We start from the raw sequence: 21,778 nt of genomic DNA, 5'->3' as shown, positions 1-21,778 counted from the left end.
AAACAATGACAACCAGCACAGAAACAAGCAGCACGAGTACAGCAACCGCCGCAAGCGCAACACCGTCTCCCGATAGCGGCAGCAGCCGCGAACTGAAAAAAGGCAGCCTGGCCGCCTTCAAGGGTTTGATGCCCTTCCTGACGCCCTACCGCAAGCAGTTTTTCCTGGCCGGTATCGCGCTGGTGGTGGCCGCCGCCTCGACGCTGGCCATTCCCGCCGCCTTCAAGCAGATGATCGACCTCGGTTTCGGCGGCGCGGCCGGCTCGAAAAGCATCCAGCATGTGGACCTGGTGTTCCTCGCCCTGTTCGGCGTCGCCTCGATCCTGGCGCTGGCGACGGCGGCGCGCTTTTACACGGTGTCGTGGCTGGGCGAGCGCGTCACGGCCGATATCCGCAGCGCCGTGTACCGCCACGTCGTCACGCAAAGCCCCGAATTCTTTGAGACCACGCAGACGGGCGAAGTCCTGTCGCGCATCACCACCGACACCACCCTGATCCAGGCCGTGGTCGGCACCAGCATCTCCATGGCCCTGCGCAATGTGCTGCTGTTCCTCGGCGGCCTGGTGATGCTGTTCGTCACCAGCCCCAAGCTGTCGGGCATCATCATCGGCCTGCTGATCCTCGTCGTCGTGCCCATCGTCGTGTTTGGCCGCAAGGTGCGCAAGCTGTCGCGCGATTCGCAGGACCGCATCGCCGACGCCTCGGCCATGGCCGGCGAAATCCTCAACGCCATGCCCACCGTGCAGGCGTTCACGCACGAAAAAATCGAATCGAAACGCTTCGGCGACTCCGTCGAAGGTGCCTTCATGACGGCCATGCGCCGCATCCGCGCGCGCGCGCTGCTGACCGTGATCGCCATCCTGCTGGTGTTCGGCACCATCGTCTTCGTGCTGTGGCTGGGCGCGCGCGCCGTGCTGGAGGGCTCGATGACGGGCGGCGACCTGGGGCAGTTCATCCTGTACGCCTCCATCGTCGCCGGCGCCATCGGCGCCCTGTCCGAAGTGATGGGCGAAGCGCAGCGCGCCGCCGGCGCCACCGAGCGCCTGCTGGAACTGATGGCCGTCAAATCGGAAATCACATCGCCGGCCGCGCCATTGCCGCTGCCCGCGCGCGCCGCGAGCGGCGCCGCGCTGACATTGGACAATGTCATGTTCTCGTACCCGTCGCGTCCCGACACGCATGCGCTCGACCATGTCAGCCTCGATATCCGCGCCGGCGAAACGGTGGCCGTGGTGGGCCCGTCCGGCGCCGGCAAGACCACCCTGTTCCAGCTGTTCCTGCGCTTCTACGACCCGCAGGGCGGCAGCATCCGCCTCGACGGCGTCGACATCAAGCAGCTCGACCTGCACACCCTGCGCGACGCCATCGGCATCGTGCCGCAGGATACCGTGATCTTCTCGGCCGACGCCATGGAAAACATCCGCTACGGCCGCGCCGGCGCCAGCGACGAGGAAGTCATTGCCGCGGCGAAGATGGCGGCGGCCCACGAATTCATCGAGCGCCTGCCGAACGGCTACAAATCCTTCCTCGGCGAACGGGGCGTGCGCCTGTCCGGCGGCCAGCGCCAGCGCATCGCCATCGCCCGCGCCCTGCTGAAAAACCCGCCGCTGCTGCTGCTCGACGAAGCGACCAGCGCGCTCGACGCGGAATCGGAACGCCTGGTGCAAAAGGCGCTGGAAGCGGCCATGGTGGGCCGCACCACCGTCATCATCGCGCACCGCCTGGCCACCGTGCAGCGCGCCGACCGCATCGTCGTCATGGAAGACGGCAAGATCGTCGAAACGGGCACGCACGCATCGCTGGTCGCGTTAGGCGGCATTTACGCCAACCTGGCGGCCCTGCAATTCCATCACGTACAAATCAACTAGACACGACCCGCCATGAACGCCATCTTCCACGCCAACCTGGGCATCACCGATTTCTGGACCTTCTTGCTGGGGACCATCTTCATCGTCATCCTGCCCGGCCCCAATTCCATGTACGTGCTGTCGGTGGCCGCGCAGCGCGGCGTGCGGCCCGCCTACCAGGGCGCCTTCGGCATTTTCGCCGGCGACCTGATACTGATGGTGCTGTCGGCCTGCGGCGTCGCTTCGCTGCTGAAGGCCAGCCCGGCCCTGTTCTACGTGGTGAAATACATCGGCGCGGCCTACCTGGGCTGGATCGGCCTGCAGATGCTGATAGGCTGCTGGCGCAAGCTGCGCGCGCCCGCGCCGGCCGACGGCGAAACGCCCGCGACGCCCGTCGCCGTCAAGGAAAGCGATCCCTTCCGCAAGGCGCTGATCATCAGCCTGATGAATCCGAAAGCCATTTTGTTCTTCATCTCGTTTTTCATCCAGTTCGTCGATCCGGCCTTCCCGAATCCCGTGCTGTCGTTCATCGGCCTGGGCCTGATCTGCCAGGTGATCAGCTTTACCTATTTGACGGCCATCATTTTCGTCGGCGCGCGCCTGGCCGAGACCTTCCGCCGCCGCCGGCGCCTGTCGGCCGGCATGGGCGGCGGCGTGGGCGCCATGTTCATCGGCTTTGGCGCAAAACTGGCCACGGCCACCCTGTAACCGTAACGGAGACGCCCCTTGACCGACGCCGAACTGCGCCAGCGCTGCCACACCATCGTGCCGGGCCACCGCCAGCCCACCCCGGCCGCCACCTTCGCCGCCATGGCCGCCTGGTGCGATGCCAACGACATCGCGCACGATACCTACGGCGAAGGCGCGCTGATCGAACAGTTCGAGAACAAGGTCGGCAGCCTGCTCGGTTTCGAGGCGGCCGTGTTCTGCATCACGGGCACCATGACGCAAGTGACCGCCCTGCGCCTGGCCTGCCAGGACCGCGGCTCCCCGCTCGTGGCGCTGCACCCGACGTCGCACATCCTGCGCCACGAACGGGGCAACCATGAATTGCTCGAGCACTTCAAGGGCCTGACGATCGGCGACCCGCACCGCCCGTGGACGGTGGATGACTTGCGCGCCGTGCCCGATGCGCTGGGCGCCGTGCAAGTCGAACTGCCGATGCGCGAAATCGGCGGCCAGTGTCCGTCATGGGATGAGTTGAGCGACATCAAGCGGCACTGCCGCGACCGCAACATCCACCTGCACATGGATGGCGCGCGCCTGTGGGAAGCGCAAGCGGGTTTCAAGCAGCCCCTGCCCGCCATCTGCGCCGGTTTCGATTCCGTATATGTTTCGCTGTACAAGGGTATCGGCGGCCTCGGTGGCGCCATGCTGGCCGGCAGCCGGCCGTTCGTCGAACGCGCGCGCGAATGGTTCCGCCGCCAGGGCGGCAATATCGTGCACCGCACGCCGTACGTGGTGGCCGCCGCCATGCAGTTCGATGCACGCATCGCCGCCATGCCGCGCTACTTTGAACGCACGCAATGGCTGTATGCGCTGCTGCGCGACTTCCCGGCCATCGCCGTCAACCCGGCCAGCCCGCAGGCCAACATGCTGCACCTGCACCTGCCCGTCTCGCGCGAGCGGGCCATCGCCATCCGCAACCAGGTGGCCGAAGACCACGGCATCTGGCTGTTCGGCCGCGCCAGCCACGCCGCCCTGCCCGGGCACAGCGTGGTGGAGTGGTATGTGGGCGATCAGCTGCTGGAAATGCCCGACGATACCGTGCGGCTGGCCCTGACGCTGCTCGACCAGGCGATGCGCGGCAAGACGCTGGCTGCCCGCTGAGCGGGCGCTAGCCGCAGCGCAGCGCCTGCAGCTGCTCCGGCGAGCCGGCAAAGCGGCTCATGTCGACCGGTCCGGCAATGCCGTTGACGACGCCCGTATTCGTATACTGCCAGAACGTGTAGCCGCTGGCGCCGGACGGCAATGCGGGACCGGGCCTGGAGCCGTACTGGGCGATCCACAGCGGATGGGCGAGGAAAGGCGCAAACGAGCCCACGCTGCCGTCCCAGAAACTGGTCTGGGTGTAGATGCCGGGCACGCAGCCGAGCCTCTCGCCCACCTGCTGCAGCCACTGTGCGACAGCGGCCGCATAGGCAGGCTGCTCCAGCCCGGCCTGTTCGACATCGAGCATGGGCGGCAATTCGCCCTGGACGCTGCCCACCACATTGCAGAAGTTGGCGACCTGCTGCGCCACCGGCGTGGAGGGCAGGAAGAAATGGCAGGCGCCGCACAACAGCTCCTGCGCCGTGGCGCCCGCACGGTTGCTGGCGTACTGGCGGTCAATCCGGTTGCCGCCTTCGGTGGCTTTCAGATAGACGAACCGCGGCGCGCCCATGCGGCTGGCGACACTGGCCCAGTCGATGTATCCGTTGTGTTCCGATACGTCCATGCCTTGCAAAAAATCTGCCATGCTGCGCTCCTGGTAAGGGGAATGAATGACGCCGCGCGGCAGGCGCGCGGCGCCCCTGTCGTAACTATGCCGACAGTGGCGGCGGCATCCGCATGCGCATGCCAGAGGTGAATTTGATCAGATAGCTGACATCGGCGCTGTTCGGCCCCGCCTCCTGCCGTACCGGGCCGGCGCCCTGGCCGGCATCAGTATCCGTGCCGGCAGCGCGGCCGCGCAGGAAGCAGCCCCGATAGTCGGGCAATCGAAAGGTATCGTTCGCGCCCCCATACAGATAGCCGAGCGTGGCGAACAATTCCGGATACTGGCTGACGCCCAGCAGGCGGCCGTCGCACACCATCCAGCCCCAGGCTTCGATGCCGGTATCGGCGATGGTCCCCGCAAAGGCGATCACCGCGCCGACGGGCGTGTCGCCAAAGCCGGGCGGCGTGTAGAACGGCGACGGGACAGGTGAGGCGGCGCTCATGATGCCCGCCCGCCGCCGTGGAAGACGCCAGGTTGGGCCAGCCGCCTGGCGCCTGCACCTGCTGTAATCGCCCCGGTGTTTTCCGCGCTACTTTCGCGCTGATCTGTATCCATACGCATGTCTCGTCCTCGCCGGTTTTCGCTGCATGAAAGAGGTCCATCAAGCTTCATTATAATAATGAAACAACATTTTCGAAAAGCAAGTTTAGTTGTGCATGGCACAAAAAAGGCGCCCGAAGGCGCCTTTTTCACATTCCGGCGGCCGGATCGGCCGCCATCGCTTGCTTAGAACTTGTAGTTGTAAGCGAGACCAATCAACTGCATGCGGGTCTTGAACAGGCCCTTGGTGGTTTCACCGTTGCCGGTGCAGCCAGGGGTCACCGGCGAGCAGTCATTCTTGTAGTTGACCGTGGCATCCTTGAAGTCGATGTAGCTGTAAGCCAGGTCGAGCGAGGAATTGGCGTTCAGCTTCCAGTTCGCGCCGATCGAGTACTGCATGCGGTCGCTGTCCGGCAGCGCCGGGTGACGCAGCTCGGCGCTGCGCACTGGCGCCTGGTCATGCGCGATACCGGCGCGCAGCAGCAGGTTTTCGCTGTACTTGTAGTTGGTGCCCAGCGAGACGCGGTAGGTGTTCTTCCACTGCTGGCGGATGCGTTCCGGGCCTTCGGCCGTCGGCGGGAACTGGATGTCCAGGTTCTGCAGGCGCGAGGTGCGGGTCCAGGTGACGTCGCCCATCAGGGCCCAACGATCATCCATTTGATGGAAGGCGTTGACCGACAGGGTTTCCGGCGTGCGCACTTCCACCAGCGCCTTGGAATTGACCTTGTTCGATGCCTTGGCGATGAAGCCATTCACATCCGCGTTGTTCGACACTTGCGAGAAGTCCCAGATCGTGTCGCCTTTCAGCTTGTGCGAAATCGACGAACGGTAGGAGATGCCGAAACGCGTGCCTTCATTCATCTGGTACAGGTAGCCCAGGTTGAAGCCGAAGCCCCAGTCGTCGCCATCCATCGAGGCATGGCCATCCTTCGCGCCCTTCAGGGCGGCGCCGGCTGCCTGTGCGGCGGCCAGGCCCTGCGTCTTGGCGATATTCGCCAGGAAGGCTTGCGACGCGGCTGGCGCGTGCTGGGCCAGGAAGGCCACGGAACCCGGCACGTCGACCGCCTGGCCCAGTTCCGCCTTCATGTGTTCGGCGGTGACGCCGAAACCGAAGGAATGGTGCTCATTGACCTTGAAGGAAACGGAAGGATTCAGGGCGATGGCTTCGAGCTTGATGTTGGTGATCGCATAGCGGCCGCTCCAGTCATTGCCGTAATCGAGCTTGGCGCCGTACGGCACGAACAGGCCCATGCCGACGGTCCATTGCTCATTGACCTTCTTGCTCGCGTACAGGGCTGGTGCAAAGACCGCGTCCGGCGCGTAATCCTTGGTCGTGCCGCCCGGGGTGCGGCCGGTGAAGGTCTTCGAACCCGTGTCTTCATACGTCGAATGCGGCACCACCAGGGTACCGCCGCCGACGAACTGCGTGCCTTCCAGGCGCGACAGGCCGGCCGGATTGTAGAAAATGGTCGAGGCGTCGGCCGCTTCGGCGCCGTTCGCATCGGCCGAACCCTGGCCGGACACGCTTTGCGAACCGAAACGGTAACCCGATGCTTGTGCGGTGGAGGAAATGCCGGCGAATGCGGCGACGATCAGGAGGGGCAGATATTTATGTTTCAAGTTGGTCTCTCTTTATTATATGAATAAAAACACTGGACAAAACCTGCTGTGCGTCGCGTTTTGTCTGCCGTGTTTAGTTTCTTCGGCGCACTGTCTCGGGCGTCTCAACCTGGCCCGTCTTGCACTTTTCTTGCCGCCGTGAACTCCAATTCACTGACGGCATGAGCGAAGCATATAATATTTTGAAATAAAAAGCGAACGTTCGCTCTTTTTATGAAACGGTGTTGTTTTCCTCTCCTTGCACAGGACTGTACGGTGGCGATACGGGAACGGGAAGCGGTATCAGGAAGCGCTTGCGCATCAGCACCTGCATCTGTTCGGCCGGCACGGGCCGCGAGATGAAATAGCCCTGCACCTCGTTGCACTGCAACGCGCGCAGGATGTCGAGCTGCTCGCGCGTTTCCACCCCTTCGGCCACCACGCTCATGCCCAGCGCATGGGCCATCGACAGGATGGCCCGCACGAAAACCTCGCCCTGCTCCGAGCGCCCCAGCTCCATGGTGAAGGCGCGGTCGATCTTCAAGCCGTCCATGGCGAACTTCTGCAGCTGCGACAGCGAGGAATAGCCGGTGCCGAAATCGTCGACCAGCAGGCGCACGCCCAGCGCGCGGATGGCCGACAGCTGCTCGACGGCGCGGTTCTGTTCATCCATCATGGCCGATTCCGTGATTTCCACCTCGATCAGGCGCGCATCGATGCGATGGCGCGCCAGCGCCGACGCCAGCACCTGGTGCACGTCGCCGCGGCCGAACTGGCGCGCCGAGACGTTGATCGAGACGGGCACCAGCTCCAGGCCGCTGGCCTGCCAGTGCGCCATCTGCTGGCACACCTTTTCGATGACGACTTCGCCCAGCTGCGAAATCAGGCCGCTGCTTTCGGCCACGGGGATGAATTCCAGCGGCGGCACCATGCCGTGCTGCGGATGGCGCCAGCGCACCAGCGCCTCCATGCTGCACAGCTGCCCGCTCATGGCGTCGACGCGCGGCTGGTAGACGACGAGGAACTGGTCCTGTTCCAGCGCCGCCACCAGGCTTTGCTCGAGTTCGCGGCGGCTGCGGATGGTTTCGAACAATTCGGGCTGGAAGAAGCGGTGATGGCCCTTCCCCGCCACCTTCACGGCATACATGGCGATATCGGCGTTCTTCAGCAGCACTTCCGTCTCGGCGCCATCGCGCGGATACAGGCTGATGCCGATCGAGGCGCCCATCTTGTGGCGTTCGCTGCCCAGGTAGAACGGTTCGTCGAAGGCGATGGCGATGCGCTGCGCCACCTGCTCGGCGCGGCTGTCGTCCTCCACCGGGTCGAGCACGACGACGAATTCGTCGCCGCCCAGGCGCACCACATGGTCGCCCGGGCGCAGCACGGCCTTCAGGCGCAGCGAGGCGGCGCGCAGCACCTTGTCGCCTTCCGCGTGGCCCTGCGTATCGTTGATATCCTTGAAACCGTCGAGGTCGATGAACAGCAGCGCCAGCATGTGGCGCGTGATCGCCGCGCGCGCCAGCGCCCCGGGCAGGAATTGCTGCAGCCAGTAGCGGTTGGGCAAACCCGTCAAGCCATCCTCGTTGGCCAGGCGGCGCAGGTCGCGCTCGTGCTCCTTCGCCGTGCTGATGTCCTGCAGGGTGACGGCCAGGCGGTCGCCGCTGCGCACCAGGCGCCGGCGTATCCAGCGCAGCTTGAATGGATTGCCATCCGGCAATTCGATCTCTTCCTCGGAAAAACCGGAAACCATGGCGGCCCGGTAATTATGGATCAGGTCGCGGAAATACGGCTCGTGGGCGCGCGACTGCAGCCGCATGCCCAGCAACTGCTCGCGGCGCACGCCGAAGTAGCCGGCGCCCGGCTCGTTGCAATCGACGATCTCGAAGTCGACGATGCCGCCATCGTCGCCACGCAGGGCGGAGATGATGAAAAAGCCGTCGCTCGTGCCTTCCGTGGCCATGCGGTAGGCGTTGCGCACGCCCTCGGACTGGTGGTGGCGCCAGGCCAGGCGCAACGACAGCACGGTGGCGATGACGGTAAACGCCAGCAGCAGCAAGGTCACGGCAAAGGCGATCCCCATGTAGATGGTGCGCGTTTCCTGGTAGGGATGCAGCATTTCGCTGTCGGCAAAACCCACCACGGCCGTAAACGGATACGCCTTCAGCGCCTGCCAGCCCACATAGCGGTTTTGCTTGTCGGAAAACGCCACGCGGCTGCCCGACTCCATGGCGCCGCTGTCCGTTTCCAGGAAACTCGTGTCGAGGAACGCCGTGCCCTGGCCCGCATGGACAGGCAGGACGCGCGCGCCGAGGCGCGTGCTGAACAGCTCGCCCTCCTCGCCGACCATGGCGGACATGCCCAGCTTGCCGAAATTGACGCTGTCGTAGAATTCGGAAAAATAGCTGGAATGGATGGAGATCAGCAGCACGCCGTCGAAATTGCCGTCCTCGTCTTCCAGCCGCCGCGTGAAATGCACGAGCGTCTCGTCGATGCCCGTGGCCGTGGCTGCCGGGGCCGCCTCGTTGGCGCGTCCCAGCGCGATGCGCAGGGCGCTGGAATTGCTGCGCCAGTGACGCAGCAGGAAATCGCTGCGCTCGTTCGTGCGCAGGCGCGTCAAGGGCGCCGTGGCCGTCACGGCCTGGCCCTTGCGGTCGAGGATGGCGACGATGGCAAATTGCGGCAAGGCATACATGCCCTGCGTCTTCAACTGGTCGAGGCGCAAGTGGCCGCGCGAGTTTTCCCATTCATACTTGAGCTGCAGGGTCAGCTGGTCCATCTGCTCGAGCGTGCGCAGCAGATACTGGCCATACGCCTTCGACTGCGAGGAGACGCTGTCGAGCGCCTGCTGCTGCGCCACCTTCTTTTCCGCTTCCAGCTGCAGCATGGTGGCCGTCCACAGCACGGCGCACAGGGCCACGCCCAGCAGGGGCCAGGCCAGGATCAGGCGCAGGTTGGCCTTGAGAAAATCGGCCCTGCTCATTTCCACCACGGCGGCGTTATTATTATTTACAAATTGTCGCAAAAACATGGTGCCAGCATCTGCCGTTTCTATATTTCCTTAGGGACACACAAATTACCACAGAGTCATGTTTGCAGGTGATAAGGTAGTGTAATTATCTGTGCGGGCGGCGGCCCGCCTGTCGCGCCTGCGTTACAATCACCATCCTTACCGTTGGAGAAATACATGCAGCAATATCAAGATTTGATCAAGACCGTCCTCGAAACGGGCAGCTGGCAAGACAACCGCACGGGCATCCGCACCCTGAGCGTGCCGGGCGCCATGATGCGTTTCGACTTGGCCAACGGCAACTTCCCTGCCGTGACGACCAAGAAACTGGCTTTCAAATCCGTGATCGGCGAATTGTGCGCCTTCCTGCGCGCCTCGCGCAACGCGGCCGAATTCCGCGCGCTCGGCTGTAAAGTGTGGGACCAGAACGCCAATGAGAATGCGCAGTGGCTGGCCAACCCCTACCGCGAAGGCGAGGATGACCTCGGCCCCGTGTACGGCGTGCAATGGCGCCAATGGCCCGCGTATAAACTGCTCGACGCCGACCAGCCGGCGCAGATCGCCGATGCGCAGGCCAACGGGTTTACGCTGATCGCCCCCATCGTCGAAGCGGGCGTACAGAAAGTCTTGCTGTACAAGGCCGTCGACCAGCTGCGCGAATGCCTGGACACCATCATGCACAACCCCGGCAGCCGCCGCATCCTGTTCCACGGCTGGAACCCGGCCGTGCTGGACGCCGTCGCCCTGCCCGCCTGCCACTTGCTGTACCAGTTCATCCCGAACGCCGGCACACGCGAGCTGTCGCTGTGTCTGTATGTGCGCAGCAACGACATCGGACTGGGCACGCCGTTCAATATCGCCGAAGGCGCGGCCCTGCTGCACCTGGTGGCGCGCCTGACGGGCTACACGCCACGCTGGTTCACCTATTTCATCGGCGACGCGCACATCTATGAAAACCACCTCGACATGGTGGAAGAGCAATTGAAGCGCACGCCGTTCCCGGCCCCGAGATTCGTCATTGCCGACCGCGTGCCCGCTTACGCCAAGACGGGCAAGTACGAACCCGAGTGGCTGGAAAAGATCGAACCGTCCGACTTCTCGCTGGAAGGCTATGAACACCATGCGCCCATCAAGGCGGCGATGGCCGTCTGATGGCGGTGACTGCGCTGGCCGCCCTGCACCGCAAGCTGTTTGACGAGACCGATGGCGTCAAGTTTTCCAAACTAAAAGACCGGCTGCTGGCAAAGCACGGCGCCAGCGACCGGCTGGCCGTGCTCGATATCCTCATCGGCTACGCCAAGGAGGGGCAGTTGCTACACTGGCGCAACTTCCTCATGAGCGATATCGCGCGCCTGGTGGAAGCAGATGAGCATGCGGCATTTTTCGCCTGGGCCCTGGCGCAACCCACGCTGGCGTACTGGAGTGTCGATGGCTTGCTGAAAAGCGCAGGCAAGGATGCCTATGTGCCGCTGGTGGCGCTGGCCGCGTCCGGCACTGCCAGCCTGGAAGTGCGGGCCAAGGCCGTGAAAAGCCTGGCCGTCTTCAGCCGCCAGCCCTTCGATGCGGGCTTGCCGACAGACCCCGGCCATTGGCGGCAAGACAGTTTGAAGCTCGATGCCGTGCTGGCCTGGCAGCGCGATGGCTGCCCGGATGGCGCCGGCCATGCGGCGCCGGCCACCCATGCATCGCTGGACGAGCCGCGCACGGCGCTGGAAAAAGCCGCGGCCAGGCTGGAGAAAAAACTGGCGGCCAGGCGCAAACAGGAACAGGACCTGGCGCAGCCATCGAACTGGCTGACGATCGCCAGCGCCGCCGACATGGCCGCCATCGCGCAGCGCTGGGCCTTGCCGGAGCATTACCGGCGCTTCCTGGCCTGCCATTCGCCGCTGCGGGTGTTGATTGACAGCGAGCAGTATTTCCAGGGCTTGAACCTGTACGGCGCGGTGGAACTGGTCAAGGCCCAGCACGGTTACGCCTGGAATCCCGCCAGCGATGCAGCCATTGCCGGCTGGCCCGAACACTATCTGGTGATCGCCGATGCGGGCGGCGATCCGTATTGCCTGGACCTGGGCGCCATCGCCAACGGCGACGCGCCCGTGTACACGGCCCGGCATGGCGCCGGCGCCTGGCGTTTCGAGCGCCACGCTGACAGCTTTATCGACTTCCTGCTGGAAATCGCCGCCGCCTGAGCTCCGGCATCAGCCGGGGCCGGGACCGCCCGGACCGCCCGGACCACCGGGGCCCCGTCCGCCCGGTGGACCGAAGCGCGGCTCGCGCTCGCCATCCTTCGCCGCCGTGCCGGCGCCGCCGAGGCGGTACGACAATCCCACATAAATCATCCGGCCATCGAAGCGGCGCGTGCTCGTCTCGCGCAGCGAGGCGCTGTTGATGACGGTTTCCATCTTGTTGCTGCTGAAAACATCGGTCACATTCATGACCAGGCTCAATTGCGGCGTCACCGTATGGCGCAAACTGAGGTTCAGCGTGTTGTTCGGCGAGCGGTAGCCTTGGCCGGACAGGGTCTTGCCCTGCATTTGCAGGGCCAGTTGCAGCTGATTGTCCGCATTGATCTGGTAATTCAGGCGCGCCCTGCCGCTGAGCGAGTTGGCCGTGCGCGTGCTGCGGTTGCCCAGGTCGTCGGAGCTGGTCTGCTGGCTGCGCGCCAGGTTGCCGCTCGTGTTCAGGGTCAGGGATGGCGTCAGCTTGCCGCTGACGCTGAACTCCATGCCGCTGGAATGGCTGCCCTCGCCATTTTCGCGCGTGGTCAGCAAGACGTTATCGCTGATGAAATAACGGTAATCGACGATGGCATCCGTGTCGCGGCGATGATAGGCGCGCAAGCTGCTTTCCAGGCCGAACAGCTTGGTTTCATAGCCGATTTCGAACGAATCCGTCTGCGTGGGCTTCAGCTTGGGATTGCCGGACGACACATTGAACTCGTCGCGGTACACCACGTACGGGTTCAGGTCGCCGGCGTTCGGGCGGCGGATGCGGTGCGCATAGCTGAAGCGCAGATTGCTCTCGTCGCTGACTTTATACGTGGCAAACAGGCTCGGTATGTAGTTGACGTAATTGTTGCTGGCCTCGATGCCGCCCGTGATCTGGCGCACATTCAAGTCCGTGTATTCGGCGCGCAAACCGGCCAGCGCGCCCCAGCGCTCGTTGATGCGCATCTGGTAGGAGCCGTACAGCGCGATGGTGCGCTCGTCGAGCTCGAAACGGTTGCTGCGCATGGGATTGACAGTTTCCGCCAGGCTGCCGGGGTTGATGTCCGTGTACAGGGTATCGAAGCTGCTCTTGTTGTCGGCCACCTTGTAGCCGAGCTTGGCCGTGCCGCCCGCCAGCGGACGCTCGTAGTCGCCGCTGAAGTCGACGATGCGGTTGCCCGTCTCGCTGTGCTGGCGCGCGCGCGTGTCGAAGGCATTCGGGGGCGCCACCGTGTAGGCGTTGGCGTAATCGCTGTCGCTCTCGTTGTTCGACGACGACACGCGCAGGTCGATCTTCAATGTCTCGCCCGGCAGTTCGCCCTTGTGGTCGTAGCGCGCGCCCCAGCTGTAGTTGCGGCTGTCGCCATTGCGCACGGTGCTGCGCACATAGTCGCCGATGGTGTTGCCCGCGCTGTCGCCATTGATGTAGCGATCGAGCGAACGCTGGTCGTTGCTGCGGCCGTTGTAGGAAACGCTGGCGGCCAGCGTGTCATTGGCGTTCAGGTTGTAATTGACGGTGCCGTTCAAGCCCAGCGAATCATTCAAGCCATTGCTGGTGGAGCGCTGGCTGCTGGGGGCAAACGCGCCCGTATCGCGGTCCAGGCGCTCGCGGCTGACCTCGCCCACGGAATTGCGGCCATCGTGACGGAAGTTGATGCCGCCCTGGTAACCCCATGGCCCCTCGTTGTAGCTGCCCGAAACAGCCGTGTTGTAGCGCCCGCCGATGCCCGTATTCGCGTTGACGGTGGCAAAGCCGCCCGGCTTGCGGTTGCGGCGCATCACCAGATTCAGGATCGGGCCGCCGCCGGCCTCGTTACCGAACTGGGCGCCGGGATTGTTGATCACTTCCACCGACTCGATATCGTCGGCCGCCATGGCGTTCAGGGTGGCGCCGCGCGAGTCGCCCTGCAGCATGGCCGACGGCTTGCCGTCGATCAGGATCTGCACGTTGCTGCTGCCGCGCAGGGACACGGAACCATCGGGATCGACGGCCACCGACGGCACGTTATTCAGTGCGTCGGCCGCCGTGCCGTTGGTGCTGCCCACGTCGGACTTGACGTCGTAGACTTGCCGGTCGATGCGGCCCGTGGGGCGCTCGGCCGTGACGCTGACGGTAGCGGGCGCATCGACGGCCGGGACCTTGGCCGGCGGCGCCGGCTTGACGACGGCGTCGCCAGTGGCAGCGGTGGCAGCGGTTTGCGCCTGGGCGGCGCCGGCGACCAGCAGGCTGCCGCCCGCCAGACAGTGAAAGAGGATTTTATGCATGAGGTAATGAATAATGGAAACGCTACGGATGAGGCGCTACGCCGCAGCGTGAGGGCACATTGAAAGCATGCCACGAGTCGCCAGGCCAAGGCAAATGCGCAGCATGGCAATTTACTTCAATTTACAAATCTCTTGCCCTTGTGGCATTCCAGCCTCACCCGATGCGCCTGATGCTAACGCAGCAAGCCCTGCCCCCGCGCCAGCTTCAGCCAGCCTGGATATTCCGTCATCAGCAAGTCATACAGTTCCGCATCGCTGTGCTCGTCGGGCGAGCTGACGGAAAAGTAATTGGCGTTGTCGACCAGGCGGCCCTGCAACTCGTCGAGCTTTTCCAGGAAGGGGAAATCCGAATCGGCAAAGGCGGCGAGGAACTTGCTCTTCGACTTGCGTCCCTTGCCGATGCCCATGAATTGCCAGAAAATCGGTTCGTTGCTGGCCCAGCGCAACTGTTTCTCCGTCGTCGCCTGGTCGCTGGTGCCGCCATCGGTGACGAACATCACGTACACGGGCAGCTCGGCCGCGATGGGCCGCGTGCGCTCGCCGCCACGCGCATCAGGGAAGTAAAACGCGCGGATCGCCTGCATGGCGGCGCCATAGCGCGTGTCGCCTTCCAGCGGGTGGCGGGTGATGGCCTGGCCCACGTAGGTATTGCAGTTGCTCAAGGCCATCGGCGCCGGGTGGTGGACGTTCTTGCCAAAAAGAAAAACGTCGATCTCGCCATCGTCATCGAACTTGCAGCCGAGCGCCAGGATGCGCTCGGCAAAGCGCTGCACCAGGCCTTCCTTGTACAGCCGGCCCATGGAGCCGGAAATATCGAGGCACAGACAGACCTTGGCGCGGTGCGCCGACAGGCCCACCTTTTGCAGCGACACGCCCGCCTGCTTGACCAGGCTCACCAGTTGCGGCGCTTCGCGTTCGACCCGCTTTTCCAGGTCGATCTTGGCCTGCATGACGGCCGACGCCGCAGCCGGGGCGGCCGGGGCCGATTGAGCGACTTCGCCGCCAAAATGGCGCACCAGCGCATCGAGGCCCCCATTGAAGCCCTGGCCCACGGCCATGCAGCGCCAGGCGCCGTCCTTGCGGTACAGCTCGGCCAGCATGACGGCCTTCTCTTGCGCAAAATCAGCGCCGGCAAAGGCGAAGCGGGCCAGCTCGCGTCCGCCCGCCTGCAGGCGCACATGGCCCGCCTGCAGCTGCGACATGACGCCGCCGCCATCGATCGAGGCCGTCAGCACCAGGCGCTCCACGCCGGCCGGCAGGCGCGCCAGCTGGAAGGCGAACGCGGCATTGTCGCCATGGCTGGCCGCGCGCGCTTCCACGCCGCCGCACGGCGTGCGCGGCTGGTTGAAAAAGGTCATGTAGCGCTCGTCGGACAGCTTGCCGTTGGCGTCGAGGCCGAAGCAGGCAAAATCGAGCGCCAGCCCCTGCGCGGCGACGCCAACGTCCAGCACGCCATCGGGGACAAGATTGGCCAGCGGCAAGCGCTGGCCCTTGGACAAGGTTTCCATCAGTTTCTCCGGTATCGATACTGCGTTATGTGAAGTTGCACGGCCTCAGGCGATGTAGCGGCGTGGATTGTCGGCGTTGAAATCGTCTTCATCATCCTTGTCCTCGCCCTTGAAGACGACGGGACCGTTGAAGGCCAGCTGCAAGCCTTCGCCCTGCCAGCTCAGCCACGGCGTCGCTTCGCTGTCCGGCGGCGACGTCCTGCCGGACGGCTCGAGGATGATGCTGTCGGGCGTGATGCGCGCCAGGCCGATCACATAGGTGTAGACGGAATCGTCCTCGGCCGCCTTGGACAGGCGGAAGTCGAACGCGCACTCGACGATCTGTTCGCCATACTGCATGACCATCTTCGGCCGCATGGACGCCACCGACACGGCGCCGTTGGCCAGCGCCGAATACACGCTGAAGACGAGGCCGACGGTGCCGCCATAATGCTGCGCCAGCGCCGGGTTGACTTCCACCGTTTCCGTGGCCGGCTCCTTGCCCGACGCGCCCGCCACGTCGCCCAGGTGGCGCACGTAGGGCATGCTGTCGAAGCTGCCCGCCGTATCGGGCGCCTGGATGAAGCGCATCTGGCCGTTCGGCAAGAGCACGCCCACACGCAGGTCGAGGTCGTCGTTATCGTCGTCGCCATCGCCGTTGTCCGTCCATGTGGCCTTGACGGTGAGCTTTTTCGGCGCGCCCGCGCCCTTCTCCAGCGACACCCTGTGCGTCTGGCCCGCCTTGGTCAGCGAGATTTTCGACAAGGAAATCTTCGGCGCCACGGGAGCGGGAGCGGCCTGCGCCACTTCGCCGCCGAAATGCGCGACCAGCGCGTCGAGGCCGCCATTGAAACCCTGTCCCACGGCCATGAAGCGCCAGGCGCCATCCTTGCGGTAAAACTCGCCCAGCATGACGGCTTTTTCCTGCGCAAAATCCGTGCCCGCATACGCGAAACGGGCCAGCTCGCGCGCGCCGTCGAGCAGGCGCAGGCAGCCGCTGCCCAGCTGGGCCATGGTGGCCGCACCATCGATGGCAGCCGTCACGACGAGGCGCTCGATGGACGCCGGCAAGCGATCGAGCTGGTAACTGAAACCGGCCGCGTCACCGGACGGCGCGGCCGCCTCCACGCCGCCGCATGGCGTGCGCGGCTGGTTGAAGAAGGTCATGTAGCGGTCGTCGGACAGCTTGCCATTGGCGTCGAGGCCGAAACAGGCAAAGTCCAGCGCCAGGCCGGCGCTGCTGATGCCCAGCTGCAAAGCGTTGCCCGTGACGAGGCCTGACAGCGCCAGACGCTGCCCCTTGATCAGATTTTCCATGGGATTGTTTATTCAGGTGTGAAAGCTTCGAACAGCAGCCCAGGGCAAGGCGGGTTGTCGAAGGCAGTACGAGTACAGTAAGTCCATGGCTGCGCAACGCCGCCATGGACCGCTGTTCCATGTACGGATACAAGGCCAAAAGAGCTGCGGACAACGGTTCAGGGCAAGGCGCGTCGCCGAAGACAGTACGCATAGTACGGCGAGGCGGCGCAACGCCGCCATGGACCGTTTTCCGTAGCTCTTAAGCGTTGATGCCGAACGAGCGTGCGAGAGGCCCCAGACCACCCTTGAAGCCCTGGCCGATGGCCTTGAATTTCCATTCGCTGCCGGCGCGGTAGATTTCGCCGAAGATCATGGCCGCTTCCGTCGAACCGTCTTCCGACAGGTCGTAGCGGGCGATTTCCGCGCCATTGTCGCCATTCAGGCAACGGATGTAGGCCTTGCCGACCATGCCGAAGTTCTGCTTGCGGGCTTCCGCGTCGTGGATGGTGACGGCCACGGCGATCTTGTCGATATCGGCCGGCACGTTGGCCAGGTCGACGGCCACTTTCTCGTCGTCGCCATCGCCGCCGCCGGTCGTGTTGTCGCCCGCGTGGACGATGGAGCCATCGGCCGACTTCAGGTTGTTATAGAAAATGAAATCAGCATCGGAGCGGACCTTGCCGTCCGTTTTCAACAGGAAGGCGCTGCCGTCCAGGTCGAATGCGGCGCCATCGGTGGCGCGCGGGTCCCAACCCAGGCCAATCACGATTTTCTTCAAGCCAGGAGCTTCCTTGCTCAGGTTGACATTGCCGCCTTTTTGCAGACTGATCGCCATGGTATTTCCTTTTTAATTAGTAGGTTGCATTCGGTGCTACGGAACACGACGCCGGCGCAATGGCCGGACGAGCCATGAGCCTACCATAAAGTAAATGCATGCCATAGCCGCACTATTGAAAATAATGCCATCGCATCTGCCGCCCGACACCCGGGCACGGGACCGCAGCAATGGACAGCAGCACGGCAAAATGACCGATAATGCCGCTCGACAAGTGCACGCATCCATCATCATGACCGATTTCAACAGCCATACCGATTTACAGCAAACCATCACGCGCCTCGATTGCATCCCCGGTACCTTGTGCGATGAACGCATGTGGTCGCGCCTGGCTGCCGCCCTGGGCGAGCGCTTCCAGCTGCACGCCGTCCCCTTGCACCAGGGCCGCACGCGCGCGGACATGCAGGCGCTGATCGCCAGCCACAGCGCGCCGCGCTCGCATCTGGTGGGCTTTTCGCTGGGCGCCTACCTGGCCATCGAACACGCGCTGGCCCACCCCGAACGCGTCCAGTCGCTGACTTTGATCGCCAATTCCGCGAAAGGTTTGCTGCCGACGGAAATCGCGGCGCGCCAGCGCATCGTCGCCATCCTCGAACACCATGCGTATACGGGCATCACGCGCCAGCGCCTGCGCGAACTGCTGCACCCATCGCACCTGGACGATGCGGCCATCACGGGCCTGATCCAGCAGATGGGACTGGACCTGGGCAAGGAAGTGCTGCTGGCGCAGTTCATCACCACCATCCACCGCCCGGACTTGATGGGGCGCCTGGCGGAACTGCCGTTTCCCGTGCTGATCGTGGGCGCGCAGAACGACAAGCTGGTCAAGCCGGCCGATCTGCGGGAAATGGCGGAGCATTTCCCTGACGCAACCTTGCACATGATCGCAGACCATTGCGGCCACATGCTCCCGCTGGAAGCGCCGGACGCGCTGGCCGACGCCATGCGCGCCTTCCTGGCCGCGTCCGCATTTGCGGACGCCGGTGGAGCCCGAACGCAATTTCAACGATAATAACGGGCATCGGGCCCTGCCCCCACCTATTTCACAGAACCAATGAGCATACTCACCATCGTCGTCGCCACGGACCAGCAAGGCGGCATCGGCATCGACAACACCTTGCCGTGGAAGCTGCCGGAAGACCTGGCGCACTTCAAGCGCCTGACCACGGGCCACCCCATCCTCATGGGGCGCAAGACCTTCGATTCGATCGGCCGCCCGCTGCCGAACCGCCGCAACATCGTCATCACGCGCAACGCCGCATGGCGCCATGACGGCGTGGAAGCCGTCGGCTCGCTGGAGGAAGCCATCGCCCTGCTGGACGGCGCGCAAGGCTATGTCATCGGCGGCGCCGAGATCTACAGGCAGTCGCTGGCCCTGGCCCAGCGCCTGGTCGTCACGGAAATCGGCCAGACGTTTGCCTGCGACGCCTTTTTCCCCGCGATTGACCATGCTGTGTGGCAAGAAACCGCGCGCGAAGCGCATGTGTCGGAGACATCCGGCTTGCCGTATGCCTTTGTCACGCTGGAACGCAAAGCCTGATAAGGTGCTGAACGTGCTGGAGGGCCATATATCCAGCGGCAAGGTATGGCTGTAATACCCCTGTCACACCGTTGCGTCACGCTAGCGCACGCTTGAAGTGTTTTTTGTATGATATTTTTTTCCCGCAGACGCCGCATTTCTGCGAGAATCCCGTTCTTATTTTTTTTCTGCGACTGCCGGCCCCATACCGCCAGGCTGACGCGCCCTAGTCCGCCCCTCCATTACGTCAGGGGCGGCTTGCTTTTTTGGAGACATGCATGAAATTTCGTTTCCCTATCGTCATCATTGACGAGGATTTCCGTTCTGAAAATACGTCCGGCCTGGGTATTCGCGCCCTTGCCGCCGCAATGGAAAAAGAAGGCATGGAAGTGCTGGGCGTGACCAGCTACGGCGATTTGTCGCAATTTGCCCAGCAGCAATCGCGCGCGTCGGCCTTCGTGCTGTCGATCGACGATGAGGAATTCGGTTCCGGTTCCGTCGAAGACACCGATATCGCCCTGAAGTCGCTGCGCGCCTTCGTCGAGGAAATCCGCTACAAGAACGCCGACATCCCTATTTATATGTATGGCGAAACGCGCACCTCGCGCCATATTCCCAACGACATCCTGCGCGAACTGCATGGTTTCATCCACATGTTCGAAGATACGCCGGAATTCGTCGCGCGCCACATCATCCGCGAAGCGAAATCCTACCTGGACGGCCTGTCGCCGCCGTTCTTCCGCGCGCTCGTACATTACGCCAACGACGGCTCCTACTCGTGGCACTGCCCCGGCCACTCGGGCGGCGTGGCCTTCCTGAAGTCGCCGATCGGCCAGATGTTCCACCAGTTCTTCGGTGAAAACATGCTGCGCGCCGACGTCTGCAACGCCGTCGAGGAACTGGGCCAGCTGCTCGACCATACCGGCCCGGTCGCCGCCTCCGAGCGCAATGCGGCGCGCATCTTCAATGCCGACCATTGCTATTTCGTCACGAACGGCACGTCCACCTCGAACAAGATGGTGTGGCACTCGACCGTGGCGCCGGGCGACATCGTCGTCGTCGACCGCAACTGCCACAAGTCGATCTTGCATTCGATCATCATGTGCGGCGCGATTCCCGTGTTCCTGATGCCGACGCGCAATCACCTGGGCATCATCGGCCCCATCCCGCTGCACGAATTCACGCCGGAAAGCATTGCCCGCAAGATCGAGGCGAATCCGTTCGCGCGCGAAGCGAAAAACAAGAAGCCGCGCATCCTGACCATCACGCAATCGACCTACGACGGCGTGATCTACAACGTGGAAACCCTGCGCGAGATGCTGGACGGCAAGATCGACACCCTGCACTTCGACGAAGCATGGCTGCCGCACGCCACCTTCCACGATTTCTACAAGAACATGCACGCCATCGGCAAGGACCGTCCGCGCGCCAAGGAATCGATGATCTTCTCGACCCAGTCCACGCACAAATTGCTGGCCGGCCTGTCGCAGGCCTCGCAGATCCTCGTGCGCGAATCGGATACGGTCAAGCTGGACCAGGATGCCTTCAACGAGGCTTACCTGATGCACACCTCGACCTCGCCGCAGTATTCCATCATCGCGTCGCTCGACGTGGCCGCGGCCATGATGGAAGCGCCGGGCGGCACGGCCCTGGTGGAAGAATCGATCATGGAAGCGCTCGATTTCCGTCGCGCCATGAAGAAGATCGACCAGGAATGGGGCCAGGACTGGTGGTTCCAGGTGTGGGGACCGGACAACTTCAACGACGAAGGCATGGGCGAACAGGCCGACTGGATGATACGCGCCGAGGACGACTGGCACGGTTTCGGCGACCTGGCTCCCGGCTTCAACATGCTCGACCCGATCAAGGCGACCATCGTCAACCCGGGCCTGTCGCTGGACGGCCAGTTCGGCGACACGGGCATTCCCGCGTCCATCGTCACCAAGTACCTGGCCGAGCATGGCGTCATCATTGAAAAATGCGGCCTGTATTCGTTCTTCATCATGTTTACCATCGGCATCACCAAGGGCCGCTGGAATACCCTGCTGACGGCGCTGCAGCAGTTCAAGGACGATTACGACAAGAACCAGCCGATGTGGCGCATCCTGCCGGAATTCGCGGCGGCCAACCCGCGCTACGAGAAGATGGGCTTGCGCGACCTGTGCCAGCAGATCCACGACTTCTACAAGGCCTACGACGTGGCGCGCCTGACGACGGAAATGTATCTGTCGGACATGATCCCGGCCATGAAGCCGTCGGACGCCTTCGCCAAGATGGCGCACCGTGAAATCGAGCGCGTCGCCATCGACGACCTGGAAGGCCGCATCACGTCCATCCTGCTGACGCCGTATCCACCGGGCATCCCGCTCTTGATCCCGGGCGAACGCTTCAACAAGACCATCGTCGACTACCTGCGCTTCGCGCGCGACTTCAACGAGCGCTTCCCTGGCTTCGAGACGGACGTGCATGGCCTCGTGAAACGCGAAGTCGACGGCAAGCGCGGTTACTTCGTCGACTGCGTCAAGATGGACGACTAGTGACGGCTCATCCAGTCTAGCCTGCCGCGCTTTGCGGCCGGCGATGCTCACCGTACGAAAGTACGGCTGCGCTTCCTGGCCACGAGGGGGCGCCGGGCCTCGCTGCCGCCCGCTACGATCGGATGACCCGTTGTGACGTTCATTGAACTGCACGCAT

General features: G+C 63.8%; 16 protein-coding genes. 8 read left to right on the top strand and 8 right to left on the bottom strand.

The genetic code is table 11. The annotated features are described in order from the left end of the window. The first annotated feature begins 5 nt into the window (after positions 1–5). From YQ44_RS10290 to YQ44_RS10280, 3 genes are read left to right on the top strand one after another with little or no spacing between them, the layout of a single operon-like run. Positions 6–1,868, top strand: a complete 1,863-nt coding sequence (locus YQ44_RS10290) for an ABC transporter transmembrane domain-containing protein (RefSeq protein ID WP_071323297.1) — start codon at positions 6–8, stop codon at positions 1,866–1,868. Positions 1,869–1,880: 12 nt separating this feature from the next. Continuing rightward, positions 1,881–2,555 carry a leucine efflux protein LeuE gene (leuE, locus tag YQ44_RS10285; protein WP_071323296.1) on the top strand — a complete coding sequence of 225 codons (675 nt, stop codon included), beginning with the start codon at positions 1,881–1,883 and terminating at the stop codon, positions 2,553–2,555. An 18-nt stretch (positions 2,556–2,573) separates the two neighbouring features. Continuing rightward, positions 2,574–3,677 carry a threonine aldolase family protein gene (locus YQ44_RS10280; protein WP_071323295.1) on the top strand — a complete coding sequence of 368 codons (1,104 nt, stop codon included), beginning with the start codon at positions 2,574–2,576 and terminating at the stop codon, positions 3,675–3,677. Positions 3,678–3,684: 7 nt separating this feature from the next. Here the strand turns inward: YQ44_RS10280 and YQ44_RS10275 are convergent, their stop codons facing one another. The 4 genes from YQ44_RS10275 to YQ44_RS10260 form a co-directional block, all read right to left on the bottom strand. Beyond that, positions 3,685–4,305, bottom strand: coding sequence for a glycoside hydrolase family 25 protein (locus YQ44_RS10275; protein WP_071323294.1), 621 nt, complete (start codon positions 4,303–4,305; stop codon positions 3,685–3,687). Between the two features lie 64 nt (positions 4,306–4,369). After that, on the bottom strand, positions 4,370–4,768 hold the full coding sequence (locus tag YQ44_RS10270; protein ID WP_071323293.1) for a phage tail protein: 399 nt from the start codon (positions 4,766–4,768) through the stop codon (positions 4,370–4,372). Between the two features lie 284 nt (positions 4,769–5,052). Next, positions 5,053–6,486, bottom strand: coding sequence for an OmpP1/FadL family transporter (locus tag YQ44_RS10265; protein ID WP_071323292.1), 1,434 nt, complete (start codon positions 6,484–6,486; stop codon positions 5,053–5,055). A gap of 211 nt (positions 6,487–6,697) precedes the next feature. Further along, entirely contained in the window at positions 6,698–9,493 is a 2,796-nt protein-coding gene (locus tag YQ44_RS10260; RefSeq protein ID WP_083411751.1) for a bifunctional diguanylate cyclase/phosphodiesterase, read from the bottom strand. A gap of 156 nt (positions 9,494–9,649) precedes the next feature. Between YQ44_RS10260 and YQ44_RS10255 the strand changes: the two genes are divergently transcribed. Both YQ44_RS10255 and YQ44_RS10250 read left to right on the top strand, forming a co-directional pair. Further along, complete coding sequence (locus YQ44_RS10255; RefSeq protein WP_071323291.1) at positions 9,650–10,624, top strand: thymidylate synthase; 975 nt, start codon at positions 9,650–9,652, stop codon at positions 10,622–10,624. Beyond that, positions 10,624–11,661 (top strand): SMI1/KNR4 family protein, encoded by a 1,038-nt coding sequence (locus YQ44_RS10250; protein ID WP_071323290.1) that lies wholly within the window; start codon positions 10,624–10,626, stop codon positions 11,659–11,661. Before YQ44_RS10255 ends, YQ44_RS10250 begins: the two co-directional genes overlap by 1 nt. Positions 11,662–11,670: 9 nt before the next feature. Here the strand turns inward: YQ44_RS10250 and YQ44_RS10245 are convergent, their stop codons facing one another. From YQ44_RS10245 to YQ44_RS10230, 4 genes are all read right to left on the bottom strand, one after another. Next, entirely contained in the window at positions 11,671–13,944 is a 2,274-nt protein-coding gene (locus YQ44_RS10245) for an outer membrane beta-barrel family protein (RefSeq protein WP_071323289.1), read from the bottom strand. 173 nt (positions 13,945–14,117) lie between these two features. Next, the gene (locus YQ44_RS10240) at positions 14,118–15,452 is read right to left on the bottom strand and encodes a VWA domain-containing protein (protein WP_071323288.1); all 1,335 of its coding nucleotides are present in this window, start codon (positions 15,450–15,452) and stop codon (positions 14,118–14,120) included. 45 nt (positions 15,453–15,497) lie between these two features. Next, on the bottom strand, positions 15,498–16,748 hold the full coding sequence (locus YQ44_RS10235; RefSeq protein WP_071323287.1) for a TerD family protein: 1,251 nt from the start codon (positions 16,746–16,748) through the stop codon (positions 15,498–15,500). A 241-nt stretch (positions 16,749–16,989) separates the two neighbouring features. Beyond that, positions 16,990–17,565, bottom strand: coding sequence for a TerD family protein (locus YQ44_RS10230; RefSeq protein ID WP_071323286.1), 576 nt, complete (start codon positions 17,563–17,565; stop codon positions 16,990–16,992). A 190-nt stretch (positions 17,566–17,755) separates the two neighbouring features. On the opposite strand from YQ44_RS10230, the gene YQ44_RS10225 reads away from it, so the two are divergent. The 3 genes from YQ44_RS10225 to YQ44_RS10215 all read left to right on the top strand — a co-directional run bounded on the left by YQ44_RS10225 (position 17,756) and on the right by YQ44_RS10215 (position 21,621). Beyond that, a complete protein-coding gene (locus YQ44_RS10225; protein ID WP_232251245.1) occupies positions 17,756–18,577 on the top strand; it encodes an alpha/beta fold hydrolase in 822 nt (273 codons plus the stop codon). A 42-nt stretch (positions 18,578–18,619) separates the two neighbouring features. Next, complete coding sequence (locus YQ44_RS10220) at positions 18,620–19,105, top strand: dihydrofolate reductase (RefSeq protein WP_071323285.1); 486 nt, start codon at positions 18,620–18,622, stop codon at positions 19,103–19,105. 257 nt (positions 19,106–19,362) lie between these two features. Continuing rightward, the gene (locus YQ44_RS10215) at positions 19,363–21,621 is read left to right on the top strand and encodes an arginine/lysine/ornithine decarboxylase (protein ID WP_071323284.1); all 2,259 of its coding nucleotides are present in this window, start codon (positions 19,363–19,365) and stop codon (positions 21,619–21,621) included. The last annotated feature ends 157 nt before the right edge of the window (positions 21,622–21,778 follow it).

Origin of the sequence: Janthinobacterium sp. 1_2014MBL_MicDiv, assembly GCF_001865675.1 — a bacterium.
In the GTDB taxonomy this organism is placed as follows: domain Bacteria; phylum Pseudomonadota; class Gammaproteobacteria; order Burkholderiales; family Burkholderiaceae_D; genus Janthinobacterium.
This window is presented reverse-complemented; position numbering and strand designations above follow the sequence as displayed.